9 protein-coding genes are annotated in these 15,252 nt (G+C 35.3%); 3 read left to right on the top strand and 6 right to left on the bottom strand.

Going from position 1 to position 15,252, the window contains the following annotated elements; genetic code table 11:
• Positions 1–299: 299 nt before the first annotated feature.
• Complete coding sequence (gene pafA, locus EKL99_RS10540; protein ID WP_126576918.1) at positions 300–1,919, top strand: alkaline phosphatase PafA; 1,620 nt, start codon at positions 300–302, stop codon at positions 1,917–1,919.
• A gap of 338 nt (positions 1,920–2,257) precedes the next feature.
• Here pafA and lysA read toward each other — a convergent pair whose 3' ends face one another.
• From lysA to gltB, 3 genes are all read right to left on the bottom strand, one after another.
• The gene (gene lysA / locus EKL99_RS10535) at positions 2,258–3,475 is read right to left on the bottom strand and encodes a diaminopimelate decarboxylase (RefSeq protein ID WP_126576917.1); all 1,218 of its coding nucleotides are present in this window, start codon (positions 3,473–3,475) and stop codon (positions 2,258–2,260) included.
• Positions 3,476–3,644: 169 nt separating this feature from the next.
• Positions 3,645–5,099 (bottom strand): glutamate synthase subunit beta, encoded by a 1,455-nt coding sequence (locus EKL99_RS10530; protein ID WP_126576916.1) that lies wholly within the window; start codon positions 5,097–5,099, stop codon positions 3,645–3,647.
• Positions 5,100–5,101: 2 nt separating this feature from the next.
• Complete coding sequence (gene gltB, locus EKL99_RS10525; protein ID WP_126576915.1) at positions 5,102–9,619, bottom strand: glutamate synthase large subunit; 4,518 nt, start codon at positions 9,617–9,619, stop codon at positions 5,102–5,104.
• A 406-nt stretch (positions 9,620–10,025) separates the two neighbouring features.
• Between gltB and sucC the strand changes: the two genes are divergently transcribed.
• Complete coding sequence (gene sucC / locus EKL99_RS10520) at positions 10,026–11,219, top strand: ADP-forming succinate--CoA ligase subunit beta (protein ID WP_126460171.1); 1,194 nt, start codon at positions 10,026–10,028, stop codon at positions 11,217–11,219.
• 160 nt (positions 11,220–11,379) lie between these two features.
• A complete protein-coding gene (locus EKL99_RS10515; protein WP_197037235.1) occupies positions 11,380–12,948 on the top strand; it encodes a YdiU family protein in 1,569 nt (522 codons plus the stop codon).
• A 118-nt stretch (positions 12,949–13,066) separates the two neighbouring features.
• Here the strand turns inward: EKL99_RS10515 and EKL99_RS10510 are convergent, their stop codons facing one another.
• From EKL99_RS10510 to EKL99_RS10500, 3 genes are all read right to left on the bottom strand, one after another.
• Positions 13,067–13,588 carry a hypothetical protein gene (locus tag EKL99_RS10510; RefSeq protein WP_126576913.1) on the bottom strand — a complete coding sequence of 174 codons (522 nt, stop codon included), beginning with the start codon at positions 13,586–13,588 and terminating at the stop codon, positions 13,067–13,069.
• Between the two features lie 105 nt (positions 13,589–13,693).
• Positions 13,694–14,161 carry a DUF1456 family protein gene (locus EKL99_RS10505; RefSeq protein ID WP_126454659.1) on the bottom strand — a complete coding sequence of 156 codons (468 nt, stop codon included), beginning with the start codon at positions 14,159–14,161 and terminating at the stop codon, positions 13,694–13,696.
• Positions 14,162–14,219: 58 nt separating this feature from the next.
• Positions 14,220–15,251: an aminotransferase class I/II-fold pyridoxal phosphate-dependent enzyme gene (locus tag EKL99_RS10500; RefSeq protein ID WP_126576912.1), complete on the bottom strand. Its 1,032-nt coding sequence runs from the start codon at positions 15,249–15,251 to the stop codon at positions 14,220–14,222.
• Position 15,252: the final 1 nt, after the last annotated feature.

The raw sequence follows: 15,252 nt of genomic DNA, 5'->3' as shown, positions 1-15,252 counted from the left end.
ATTTGAACCCCAGTCTGAAAAGACTGGGGTTCTTTTGTTTATAGATACCACGTGTTCGCCCTGCGGGCTCGGTTCGTTGCCTTTCTTTGTTAATGTCCATTTCTATTATTATGGTGCAGTTTTTTTAACGAGATTTTTTTAATTAAATTAGTTTTTTAATAGTTTGAGAATTTTATTGACTTGTTTTCATGCTACTAGGATTGTAATGGTTATGTTACCGTTAAATTTATCTGTAGATTTTCCATAGTTAAGTTTTTTCGAAATCAAAAATGTACTTTTGTAACATTAAAATTTTTATTATGAAAAAAATATTTTTGTTTTGTGTCTTTATTCTTATGTCAAATTTGCAAGCGCAACAAAGACCCAAATTAGTAGTTGGTATCGTTGTGGATCAAATGAAAATGGAATATTTATATCGTTTTTCGGATGATTTTTCATCAAATGGATTTAAAAGATTAATGGATAAGGGGTACACTTTTCATAACATGCATTATAATTTTGTACCCACCTATACTGCCCCTGGTCATGCCAGTATTTTTACTGGAGCTACACCATCTACTCATGGCATTGTAGGGAATGATTGGTTTAATAAAGCGACAGGAAAGGATTTGTATTGCACTGACGATGCCTCTGTGAAAACAGTTGGGGATGGTTTAGAAAATGAGGGGGCTATGTCTCCAAAAAACCTTTTAAGCACCACCATCACTGATGAATTAAGAATGGCAACAAATTTTGAAGGCAAAGTAATCGGGTTGAGTATCAAAGATCGTGGTGCCATTTTACCAGCAGGTCACTTTGCCAATTGGGCTTTTTGGTACAGTAAAACAGGAGCCTTTATTTCAAGTACTTTTTATGGTTTAGCATTACCGGATTGGGTTACAGAATTCAATGAAGAAAAACGATATATGAATTATATCAATAGAGGCTGGGATTTATTTAAGCCGGTTGCTACTTATAATGAAAGTCTTGCAGATGATAATCCATATGAAGGAAAATTGGATAAAACTAAAAGACCTGTTTTTCCTTATGATTTGAAAGAAATTTATAAAGAAAAAGGGGCTGATATTTTACGTTCTACTCCTTTTGGCAATGATATTTTAGCTGACTTGGCGATGAAAGCTATAGAAAATGAATCCCTCGGAAAAGATGATATAACAGATTTTTTGACTGTTAGTTTCTCTTCTACTGATTATGTTGGTCACACTTTTGGGCCTCGTTCTATGGAGTTGCAAGATACTTATTTACGTTTAGATGAGACTATTGCTCAGTTTTTAACCTACTTAGATAAAACGGTTGGAAAAGACAATTATTTGCTTTTTTTGACTGCTGATCATGCAGGCGCCGAAAATCCAAATTATTTAAAAGATAATAAATACAATGTAAAAAATATACCTTCTAAAGATATTGTTACAGCATTGAAAAAGTTTTCTAACGAAAGTTTCGGTGCTGATTTAGTTTTGGATTATTCTAATTTTAATCTGTTTTTTAATACAGAAATTATTAAGAATAAAGGATTGGATATGAATGTTGTAAAACAAAGTTTTAAGACGTTTTTGATGACACAGGAGCAAGTTAAAAGAGTGTATACTGAGGAAGAAATTTTAGCTTCTTCCGGAGATGATTATTTTTTGAGTTTTATTTCTAAGGGATATGATCCGAGACAAAACGGTGAAATTGTGGTGTTAGATAAGGCGGGTTATATACAGTATCAAGCTACCGGAACTACGCACGGAACACTTAATAGCTATGATACTCATGTACCGTTGCTTTTTTATGGTTGGAAAGTTCCTAAAGGGGAGTTGCATGCTAAAAAGTATATTACGCAAATTGCTCCTACACTTTCACAAATGCTAAAAATTCCTTTTCCAAATGGTACGGAGTCTGAAGTGTTAGACACACTTTTAGATGACGATAAATAAACCTAAGTCGAGTTTAATAATAAAACGCCCGTCTTTACGATAAAGACAGGCGTTTTTTATTTTACAGGATTTTCAGAGTCTTGTTTAGGCTAAAATTTATTTTGTGCATTGCCTTCAAAAGGATTTAGTACAGTTGCGCCAATTGCAAATAAAGAACCATTCTTGAAAAATTTCCGTCTATTCATTGTTTCTTTTTTTGTAAGAATTCCAAATGTAAAGAAACTACTTCACGCAGTATGTTAAGGATTGATTATTTTTTTGGAATGAAACAGGTTTCAAATTGCTATGGGTTTAATAATAAAAAAACCCCATTTGCATGGACAAATGGGATTCCTATTTTAGACTGTCGCTGCTATGGGTAACGGAATCTGGTTTTTAAGTAAATCTTCAAAACTCTCGCGGGCACGGATTAAATGGACTTCCCCATTTAGCCATAAAACCTCTGCTGGCTTGTATCTGGAGTTGTAATTTGATGCCATTGAGAAGCAGTAGGCTCCGGCGTTTCTAAAACATAAAATATCCCCTTCTTTGATTTCTGAAATCCTTCTGTTGTTTGCAAAAGTATCCGTTTCACAAATGTATCCTACTACGGAGTAAAAACGTTCTTTTCCTTTGGGGTTAGAGATGTTTTCGATATAATGTTGCGATCCGTACAACATTGGTCTGATAAGGTGATTAAAACCACTGTCTATTCCAGCAAAAACAGTCGAAGTGGTTTGTTTTACTACATTAACTTTAGCTAAAAAGAAGCCAGCCTCGCTAACTAAAAATTTGCCGGGCTCAAATATCAAGGTTAATTCTTTTCCATATTCAGTACAAAACGCATTGAATCTTTTGGATAATTTTTTGCCTAATTCTTCGATGTCCGTTTCGATATCGTCTTTTTTATATGGCACTTTAAATCCACTTCCAAAGTCTAGGAATTCAAGATTTTTGAAGTTTTTAGCCGCATCAAATAATATTTCGGCAGCATATAAAAAGACTTCGATGTCTAAAATATCAGAACCAGTGTGCATGTGAATGCCTACAATATTCATTTTGGTGTTTTCTACAATACGAACAAGGTGTGGCAATTGATGAATCGAGATTCCAAATTTACTATCGATATGTCCTACAGAAATATTCGTATTTCCACCAGCCATTACGTGTGGATTGATTCGAATGCAAACAGGTACGTTAGGATGTTTAGTCCCAAATTGTTCTAATATTGATAAATTATCAATATTTATTTGAACTCCCATCGCGTTTACTTCTTCAATTTCTTCGAGAGAAACTCCGTTTGGAGTATAAAATATTTTTTCGGGTGCATAACCGGCATGAAGGCCTAATAGCACCTCTTGAATAGAAACGGTATCTAGACCAGCTCCCATATCCTTTAATAATTGGAGTATTGCAACATTTGACAATGCTTTCATGGCATAATTGATGCGTAATGTATCTACTTTAGAAAAAGCTTTAGTTAATCTATTGTATTGAGATTGTATTTTTTCGGCATCATAAACGTATATTGGACTGCCAAATTGTTCTGCTAATTGTAGTAAGTCTTTTGATTGCATGGTTATTAATTTTCAGCAAATTTATTACTCTTTATTTAGTCCTACAAGCTAATAACTGAATTCTAACAAATTCTAACAAAAAGTTATAATTTGAACATCTATTGTTGATTTAAAAAAAAATAACCCTTGACAAATTTTTCTGTCAAGGGTTACAAAATGGTAGCAAGAATTATAAGTTGGGTAAATCACCATTTCCTTTGGTAGGTAAATTGGTATACCCCATCAAGTATTTATCAACTTCTCTGGCTGCCTCACGACCTTCAGATATTGCCCATACAATTAAAGATTGTCCTCTTCGCATGTCACCTGCAGTAAATATATGAGGAACATTCGTTTGATAATTTGTTGCTTTATAATTGCTTCTCATATCAGTTTCTAATCCTAATTGATCACTTAATGTTTTTTCAGGACCCGTAAATCCAAGTGCCAATAAAGCTAAATCACATGGCCAAATTTTTTCTGAACCTTCTTTTTCTATCAATTCAGGTCTTTGTCCCGGTGTCATTTTCCAAGCCACTTCAACGGTTTTTAAACCTACAAGTTGGCCGCTTTCATTAGAAATGAATTCTTTGGTATTGATCAACCAGTTTCTATTACACCCTTCTTCATGAGAAGAGGACGTTTTTAATTGTAATGGCCAAAACGGCCAAGGGGTAGTTTCACTTCTTCCAACGGGTGGTTTAGGTAAAATCTCAAAATTAGTCACTGATTTAGCCCCATGTCTGTTTGATGTTCCCACACAATCAGAACCAGTATCTCCGCCACCTATAACGATCACATCCTTACCGGTAGCCATTATTTGACCTGGAATTACTTCACCATATAGTGATTTAGTTTGTTGTGTCAAGAAAGTCATTGCCTGCACTACTCCTTGACTTTCTATTCCTTTGGTAGGCAAACTTCTTCTTTCTGTGGCGCCACCGCATAATACGATTGAATCAAAAGCGTTCAATTCTTCAACACTATAGTTTACGCCAACATTTATATTCGTTTTAAAAGTGATTCCTTCAGCTCCTAAAACAGCAACACGTCTGTCGATAATTCCTTTTTCTAATTTGAAATTTGGAATTCCGTAACGTAGTAATCCACCAATGGCGTTGTCTCTTTCAAAAACGGTAACTGTGTGTCCTGCACGATTTAACTGTTGTGCTGCTGCTAATCCAGCAGGACCGGAGCCAATAACGGCCACTGTTTTCCCTGTTCTAATTTCTGGTGGTTGTGGTTTGATCCAACCTTCAGCAAAACCTCTTTCGATAATATTTTTTTCAATATTTTCAATTGCTACTGGCTCACTTATAATTCCTAAAACACATGACTTTTCACATGGAGCGGGGCATAAACGACCCGTAAATTCAGGAAAATTATTGGTTGATTGTAATATTTTCAAGGCACCTTCCCATTCTTCCTGATGCACCATATCGTTAAAATCAGGAATTAAATTTCCCAACGGACAGGCGCTGTGGCAAAAAGGAATCCCACAATCCATGCACCTGGATCCTTGTTCTTTAATTTTATCTTTTTCTAACTGAATTGTAAACTCATTGTAATTTGATACACGCTCTTCAACTAGTACAGTGCTTTCATCTGTTCTATTATATTCTTTAAATCCTCCTATCTTTCCCATAACTATAGTGCTAGTAGTTCTTCAATTTTTTTTTCTTCGGCTAATCTTTCTAATGCCTTTTTGTAATCAGTAGGCATCACTTTGACAAAATGGTTGCGTTGGTTTTCCCAATCTTCTAAAATTCTTTTTGCAAGTGGACTATTGGTGTACAATGAATGATTTTTTATTAAACGTCTCAGTTTAGTAAAGTCATCATCTTCTAATGTTTCAAAAGCGACCATTTCCATATTACAAAGAGTAGCGTCAAATTTTCTATTTGGATCAAAAACATACGCAATGCCACCGCTCATTCCTGCTGCAAAATTTCTTCCTGTTTTGCCAAGGATCACCACTGTTCCACCTGTCATATACTCACATCCATGATCTCCAATTCCTTCAACAACAGCTGTTGCTCCCGAGTTTCGAACACAAAAACGTTCTCCCGCCATACCGTTAATATAGGCTTCGCCACTAATAGCGCCATACAGTGCTACATTACCAATAATGATGTTTTCTTCTGGTTTAAAAGTAGCAGTAGGAGGAACTTTAATAATTAATTTTGCACCAGAAAGTCCTTTTCCTAAATAATCATTACAGTTTCCATGTATTTTAAAGGACAAGCCATTAGTTGCAAAAGCACCAAAACTTTGACCTGCTGAACCTGTGAAATCTACCAATATGGTATCATCTGGTAATCCTTGTGCACCATATATTTTTGAAATTTCATTACTCAATATAGCTCCAACGGAACGATCTGTATTTTTAATATCAAATGTAACTCTCGTTTTCTCTTTCCTGTAAATGGATGGAATAGCGGCTTTTATGATGTCAAAGTCAAGCACGTGTTCTAGTGCGTGATCTTGTGTTGTAGTATTGTGGTTTGGAACCTCTTTTGCTTTTTCAGGTTTATACAAAATAGCCGATAAATCTAATCCGCTGGCTTTATAATGCTTGATGGCTTTATTGACATTTAATTTCTGAGATTGTCCCACCATTTCCTTTAAGGTTCTGTATCCAAGTTGCGCCATGATTTCTCTTAACTCCTCAGCAATAAAATACATAAAGTTAATAATATGTTCCGGTGTTCCTTTGAAATTTTTTCTCAGTTCTGGATCTTGTGTCGCAATACCTACGGGGCAGGTGTTCAAGTGACAGGCTCTCATCATAATACAACCGGATGCGACTAAAGGAGCAGTCGCAAATCCAAATTCTTCAGCTCCAAGTAAAGCTGCAATAGCTACATCACGTCCTGTTTTCAATTGTCCGTCACATTCTAATACGACACGGCTTCTTAAATCATTCAAGATTAAGGTCTGTTGCGCTTCGGCAAGGCCAAGTTCCCATGGAATACCGGTGTGTTGTAGTGAAGTTAATGGTGCAGCTCCAGTTCCTCCATCGTATCCTGAAATCAAAATCACATCGGCTTTTGCTTTGGCAACACCGGCAGCGATCGTTCCAACGCCCACTTCTGAAACTAATTTTACATTAATTCTGGCTTCACGATTGGCATTTTTTAGATCAAAAATTAATTGGGATAAATCTTCAATAGAGTAAATGTCATGGTGGGGTGGAGGCGAAATTAATCCAACATAAGGAGTAGAATTTCGTACTTCGGCAATCCAAGGCACTACTTTTTCGCCGGGTAATTGTCCACCTTCTCCGGGTTTTGCACCTTGAGCCATTTTTATTTGAATCTCTTTGGCATTGGTCAGATAATTAATAGAAACTCCAAATCTTCCGGAAGCGACTTGCTTGATAGCACTATTTCTTGAATCTCCATTTAAGTCTTTTTGGAATCGTTTTGGATCTTCTCCACCTTCTCCAGAGTTGCTTTTTCCACCAATTCTATTCATAGCAATTGCTAGATTTTCATGGGCTTCCTGACTGATTGAACCATAGGACATGGCTCCAGTTTTGAATTTTTTTACAATTTCGGTCCAAGGTTCGACTTCATCAATTGAAATAGGATCCAGATTATTGAACTCAAACAAACCTCTAATTGTCATTAGATTTTCACTTTGGTCATTAACCATATCAGAGTATTCCTTATAACTTTCAGGACTATTTAAACGTACCGCTTGTTGTAATTTAGAAATCGTTGTTGGATTAAACATGTGTTTTTCTCCTGATCTTCTCCATCTGTAAATTCCGCCAATTTCCAGAGGCAGTAAATTACTCACTTTCGAATTTGGAAAAGCTTTCTGGTATCTTTTCTTGATTTCTTTTTCCACTTCCATCAGACCAATTCCTTCAATTCTGGAAGGAGTGTAGGGAAAATATTTAGAAGTGAATGTTTTATTTAATCCCAAAATTTCAAATATCTGTGCTGCTCTGTACGAATGTAGCGTAGAGATACCAATTTTATTCATGATTTTCAGGATCCCTTTAGCAATCGCTTTATTGTAATTTTTAATGGCGTAATCTGCTTTAATACCAGTAATAAAACCTTCATTTACCTGGTTATGAATGATTTCATTTACCATATAAGGATTGATTGCACTGGCACCATAACCAAATAATAAGGCAAAATGATGCGGCTCTCGTGGCTCTGCAGATTCAATGATGATTCCAAACTTAGAACGAGATTTCAGGATGTTCATCGAATGATGAATATAGGAACAAGCCAATAGCATTGGGATTGGAGCCATTTTTTCGCTTACTCCTCTATCCGAAATGATTACAATATTACACCCTTCAGAAACGGCTTTGAAAGTAGCTTGAACTGCTCTTTCTAAAGCGCGTTCTAAACCATTTACTCCTTTTTCGATGTCGTATAAAGTTGTAATTGTTACTGATTTGAAATCAGCATGATCAATATTTTTTACTTTATCTAAATCCTCATTTGAGATTACTGGATTTTGAATTTTTAGTTTCTTACAATGTTTTGGAACAATGTCAAATATGTTATAATCTCCCCCAATAGCCAGGCTAATATCAGTAATGATTTCTTCGCGAATACCATCTAATGGTGGATTGGTAACCTGAGCAAATAACTGTTTGAAATAGTTGTACAAAAGCTGTGGCTGATCTGACAAAACCGCTAAAGGAGTATCATTTCCCATAGAACTTAATGCCTCTGCCCCTTGGATTCCCATAGGATTTATGATGGTCTTTAAGTCTTCTAGTGTATATCCAAAGAGTCTTTGTCTGGTCTCAAAATCAATATTTTCTACAGGAATTTGATTATGAGTATACGGTATTTGAGATAATTGTACTAAATTTTCATCCAGCCATTGCTGATAAGGACGTTTTGTGACAATTGCATTTTTGATCTCGTCATCTTCTATAATCCGGCCTTCATTCATGTCCACGAGAAACATTTTTCCGGGTTCTAAACGACCATGTTGCACTACATCTTCGGGTTTAATATCAAGAACACCAATTTCTGAAGACATAATTACGAAACCACTTTTAGTCAATGTATAACGAGAAGGACGCAATCCATTTCTATCTAACAAAGCACCAATAACATTACCATCAGTAAAAGGAATAGAGGCTGGGCCATCCCAAGGTTCCATGATGCAAGCATTGTATTCGTAAAAAGCTTTTTTATCGGCGGACATCGTCTGGTGTTTTTCCCACGCTTCAGGGACAACCATCATCATAGCTTCCGGCAAGGAGCGGCCTGTCATCAATAACAGTTCAATTACCATATCCATTGAAGCAGAATCTGATTTTCCTTCTAAAATGATTGGAAATAATTTTTTGATATCGTCACCAAAAACATCACTTTTCATCAATTCCTCACGAGCACGCATGCGACTAATATTTCCACGTAGTGTATTGATCTCACCATTGTGGCACATGTAACGGAACGGTTGCGCTAATTCCCAAGATGGGAATGTGTTGGTGGAAAAACGTTGATGAACCAAAGCTAATCGGGTTACCAAATCGTCATCTAATAAATCCGTATAATACCTACTGATGTCTTCCGGCATCAATAATCCTTTATAGATGATTGTGGTGGTGGAACAACTGGAAAAATAGAACATGTGGCTTTCTGAAATCCTTGAATTTTGGATCGCATGTTCTGCAATTTTTCTCGCTGCAAATAATTTAGCATTAAATTGTTGTTCCGTTAGGTCTAAGCCTTTTTTACCCACAAACACTTGTTTCACGGTTGGTTCTTTCTCACCGGCAATTCGTCCTAAATTAGTGGCATCAACCGGTACGTCTCTCCATCCTAATATTTCTAAATTTTGATCGCGTATCGAAGTTTCGAAAGTCGTTTTACAAAAAACAACTTGGTTTTTACTTTTGGGCATAAAGACCATTCCTACGGCATATTGTTTTGTCTCGGGGATTTCAAAATCACAAACTTTCTTAAAAAAATCATGAGGGATATCAAATAATATTCCCGCTCCATCTCCCGTTCTGCCATCTGAACTCACCGCACCCCGATGTTCTAATTTGATTAGAATATCCAATGCTTTGTGTATGATATCATTTGATTTGATTCCATTTAGATTACAAATGAATCCTGCTCCGCAATTGTCGTGTTCAAATTCGGGCAAATAAAGGCCTTGTTCTTTAACTTTCATGCTTAATATTTTTTATACAAAATTAAAGATTTAGTAACATATAATAGGTGTAAAAGTTAAAAACGGCTTGTTTTTACAGTTATAGTAGAAAAAGGTTAAATAAAACATAATAATAGGATTTTAACGCATTCGATTTGATTTTTCTACAACGAGAAAACCAAATAGAAGCCGATGGATTGATAGTTTTGAAAGAAATATTTTACTGATCATTTTGCTTTTGAATTTATAACAAATTTGGAGTTAATCTTTATATTTTTTTATTTTGAAAGGAGTTGTAGTTTCGTTTGGACTATTGAAATTTAGACACCATTTAAATCAAAAAAAAAATAACAGTTACGTTTAATTTTGCTATTTTTGTGGCACTTTTATTCTGGAATAAATTCAGAATCCAGACAAATTCTATATTATGAACATACACGAATATCAAGGAAAAGAGATTTTAGCTAGTTACGGGGTTCGCATTCAACGCGGAATCGTTGCTAATAGTCCAGTAGAAGCGGTTGCTGCTGCTAAACAATTAACTACCGAAACTGGTACAAGTTGGTATGTTGTAAAAGCCCAAGTTCATGCAGGTGGACGCGGAAAAGGTGGTGGAGTTAAACTAGCAAAAAACTTACAACAAGTAGAAGAAATTGCAGAACAAATCATCGGGATGCAATTGATTACACCTCAAACTTCTGCGGAAGGTAAGAAAGTACATAAAGTTTTAATCGCTGAAGATGTTTATTATCCTGGTGAAAGTGAAACTTCTGAGTTTTATGTTTCTGTTTTATTGAATAGAGCTACAGGTCGTAACATGATTATGTATTCTACTGAAGGTGGAATGGATATTGAAGAAGTTGCGGAGCACACCCCACATTTAATTTTTACCGAAGAAGTGGATCCTTCTGTTGGACTGCAAGGTTTTCAAGCCAGAAGAATTGCTTTTAACTTAGGTCTTTCTGGAAATGCTTTCAAAGAAATGGTTAAATTCATCGATTCTTTGTACAATGCGTACATAGGTTCTGATGCGTCGATGTTTGAAATCAATCCGGTTTTGAAAACATCTGACAATAAAATTATGGCTGTAGATGCTAAAGTAAATATCGATGATAATGCTTTATACAGACAAAAGAAATATGCTGATATGCGTGACGTTCGTGAGGAAAACCCAATCGAAGTGGAAGCAAAAGAAGTAGGTTTGAACTATGTAGATCTTGACGGTACAGTAGGATGTATGGTGAACGGAGCTGGTTTAGCGATGGCAACTATGGATTTAATTAAATATGCTGGTTTTGAACCTGCTAATTTCCTTGACGTAGGTGGAACTGCTGATGCAAAACGTGTTGAAACTGCTTTTCGTATTATCTTAAAAGATCCAAATGTAAAAGCTATTTTGATTAATATTTTTGGTGGAATCGTTCGTTGTGACCGTGTGGCTCAAGGAGTTGTTGATGCATACAAAAATATGGGAGACGCCATTAAAGTGCCTATCATTGTTCGTTTACAAGGTACCAATGCAGCTATTGCAAAAGAATTAATTGATAATTCAGGAATGCCAATTTTATCTGCTGTTGAATTTCAAGAAGCTGCAGATCAAGTAAAAGCTGCACTTTCTTAATTAGAAAATTGTTATATATTGAAAAATCCTGTTTGCTGGGCAAACAGGATTTTTTTTGGATTAATTTTTAATTATTTTGACCGAACAAATCATAATAATAATCGAAAGTGCAAAGTTTTCTGGCTTATAACAATTATCTTTGTTTTTAATGTTTTTTAGTATTATGAAACTCCACATAAAAAATAATTTCACTTCTGAATTACCGGCTGACCCCATTGAAATCAATACACCAAGACAGGTTCAGCAATCGGCATATTCGTATGTGTTGCCCAAAAAACCATCCAACCCATCACTAATTCATGCTTCTAATGAAGTGGCTCATGCCATTGGCATTTCTGATGAAGACCTACTTTTAGCTGATTTTTTGCACATTTTTTCAGGAAGCACCATTTATCCGGAAACAAATCCTTTTGCCTTGTGTTATGCCGGACATCAATTTGGGAATTGGGCCGGACAATTGGGAGATGGTCGCGCCATCAATCTCACCGAAGTTATTCATGAAAATAAGATATATACTTTACAACTAAAAGGAGCAGGTCCAACTCCATATTCCAGAACTGCAGATGGTTTTGCGGTATTGCGTTCTTCCATACGGGAACATTTATGCGCTGAAGCCATGCATTATTTAGGTGTTCCCACAACACGTTCGCTATCGCTTATGCTTTCTGGTGATCAGGTATTGCGCGATGTAATGTATAATGGAAATCCTGCCTATGAAAAAGGCGCTATCGTTTGCAGAGTGGCTCCGTCATTTATCCGTTTTGGTAGTTTCGAAATGTTTGCTTCTCGAGAAGATTATGTTAATCTCAAATTACTGGCTGATTTTATGATCAAACATCATTTTCCTCACATTCAAGGGGAAGGTATCGAAAAATATCTCGCCTTTTTTCAGGAAGTAACCCGAACTACACTTAAAATGATTGTACACTGGCAACGCGTTGGTTTCGTTCATGGCGTTATGAATACTGATAATATGTCTATTCACGGGATCACGATTGATTATGGGCCTTACGGTTGGTTGGAAGATTATAATTCCGGCTGGACACCTAATACAACGGACAGTCAACATAAAAGATACCGTTTTGGCAATCAACCTGAAATTGCACTCTGGAATTTGTATCAATTGGCGAATGCGTTGTATCCTTTAATTCATGAGGCCAAACCACTTGAAACTATTTTGGACGCTTTTAGTACGGAATACGAAAAGGAGTATTTGGATATGATGCGAAATAAACTCGGTTTCCAAATTAAAAAGGAATCCGATATTGTTTTGATTCAGAGTTTGACCCAATTGCTGGAACGGGTAGAAACAGATATGACTATTTTCTTTAGAAATCTGAGTGATGTGACCAAAGCTGATCCTGTAATAACCGCTTTCGGTTCAATAAAAGACGCTTTTTACAATGAAAAGGATTTAAATGAAACGGTCTTGAAAGATTGGTACGATTGGTTGGAGAAATACAGCATTCGAATCAATGAAGAAATACTTTTGGATACAGAAAGAAAAAATCAAATGAATGCCGTGAACCCAAAATATGTATTGCGGAATTATATGGCACAATTGTGTATTGATGACGCGGATAAAGGAGATTATTCGTTGCTAAACGAATTATTCGAAATGCTTAAAAAGCCGTATGATGAACAACCAAATTTTCAAAAGTGGTTTGCCAAAAGACCCGATTGGGCCAGAGATAAAGTGGGGTGTTCTATGTTAAGCTGTAGTTCTTAAAAATGGTTTAAAAAATATTAAATTAGGTATGTCCTGTAGTTGCCAAACTACATCTTTTAAATAAAATTAAATATATTGGTATTCACAAAGCACAGTCATTTAATGTTTTTTTTAAAATCTATTTAACACCAATTACCTCTTGACCTCTTATTAAAATATTATTTTTATTATCTAAATTTTCTTTGGTTTTTCCCAAAATGTTTATAATGTCAAATTTGGTGTCACTTTTTCTTAGATTGTAATGTGCTTCTGTATTGGTGACTTCAACTTCTAGAATATAGTTTCGGTCTACTTTGAAAGTCTCAATATTGTCTTTTATTAGTGTTCCGTTTACCATATAAATGACATCATTACTTTTGATTTTTGTGAATTCAGATTTAATTTGATCTAAACCTATAAAATCATATTTCTTGGGGTTTTTAGAAGCAATATAAAGTTGGTCATGATACAAAACAGCATTTATTGTAGTGTCTTTTTTGATTACATTCACAGATTCAATTTCATTTGGGTCAAAATATTCCATCATATTTACAGGCATTAAAATTGAATCAAAAAACATAGCTGCATCTGGATTTTTAGTGTTTTGTCCAAAAAATAATGTTGTAATAAATAATATAGAAAAGGTTAGGAGCTGTTTCATTTTGATGACGTAAATTCATTAAGATGAACTAAATATACAAAAAATCCTGAATTCTCGTTCAGGATTTTATAATTTAATATAGTAGAGGATATAACTCTTTACTACTTATGATTTTTTATTTTTTCCGAAATTAAATTTCACTTTCTCCACTATTTGGACTTTTGAATTTCCTTTTGGATACTGTTTTTTAGAAGTGTTTTTTGTAGCAGGTCTTGATTTTGATGGTGCTTCGTCGCCTCTTGATTTTTCTTCGTCTCTTGGTTTTGCCTTAAACTCGGGTCTATCTTTAGCTCCTTCTTTTGCAGGAATTTGAGCTTTGTGCTTGGCTAAAACATCATTTGGGTTTTTTGGATTTTCTTTGGTTCCACGCAAGTGAATAACCAATGCATTTAGAAAATTACGCAACACCTGATCACCACATTCTATGTAATTTTCATGTTTTTCATCGCGGAAAAATGCACCCAATTCGGATTTAGTGATTCTAAAATCTACCAATTCCAATATTTCAACTATTTGATCGTCACGCAGCATTAAAGCGACGCGAAGTTTTTTAAAGATATCGTTGTTTGTCATCATATTCTAATTTTTTACAAAGGTACGGTTTAAAAGCAATTGCAACACAATTTTAGATTTAGAATTGGTTGCAATTCAAAATCTGAATTAGAGTATCTAAATCTTCTTTCCTATGATTGGCAGTAATTACAATTCTATTTAAATTCTGAGTATCTGTCAAGTATTTAAAATTGGTCACTATGATCTTATTTGCAGTCAAAATTTCAGCAAGTCCAATGATTTTCGGATAAACAAGCGGATACTTAGGGTCAAAATGAATGGCTTTGTTTTTAATTAAATGAGCATCTATATACTGAATGTTTTCTTTTAGTTTTTGATGCTGTTGCAAATAAATTGCTGCTGCATCTGCCATAGTTTGTACAAATGCGGCATTCATTCCGGCACTGGAAATATAAGTATCGTAAGTTTTTATCTGATTAATAAATTCAGAATCACTGGCAATTACGCCACCCGTTAATCCAAAGGCTTTCCCTAAAGAGGCCATCATGATTTTTCTTTTGATGTTAGGAAGATTGATGGTCGAATAAATTCCGCAACCATTTGTTCCCAAAATTCCAAGCGAATGCGATTCGTCAATAACCAAAGTGATTTCTTTATTGGACGGAATCGAATTTAAAATCGAAAGATCGATTGGTCTTATCTGAAAGGATGGAACAGAATCCGTTAGAATCGTAATTTTTTCAGTTGCGGTATCTAGTAAACGAGGATTTAATTCATTTTCAGTAAAAACAGGTAAGCTGTTAGGAGCTTTGATGGCGGCGTGTGTGCCTGGAAAATGAAAAAAACAATTGGTTTGCGACTCGAGTATTTCAATAACTATTTTCCCTGCCAGCATACCGGATGAAAGAGTAAGTGCAGCATCTGCTTTGATAAAATGGGCTATAAAGCGTTCTCCGTTTTCGTAGGCAGTCAGTTGAATATTGGCACTTCTGGAACTTCCGTACGCCGTTCCCCATTGCAAAATATTTTTGATAATTAAGTTTTGAAATTCGGAATGTGTAGGCAAACCCAAATAAGCTGTTCCGCCAAAATAAAGATATTCTTCATTTTCTACTTCAATTATTCGATCTGGAAATTGATTGACTTTCATT

Origin of the sequence: Flavobacterium sp. ZB4P23, assembly GCF_003970375.1 — a bacterium.
GTDB lineage: Bacteria > Bacteroidota > Bacteroidia > Flavobacteriales > Flavobacteriaceae > Flavobacterium.
The sequence above is the reverse complement of the archived record's forward strand: the minus strand, read 5'-3'. Positions and strand labels throughout refer to the sequence as shown.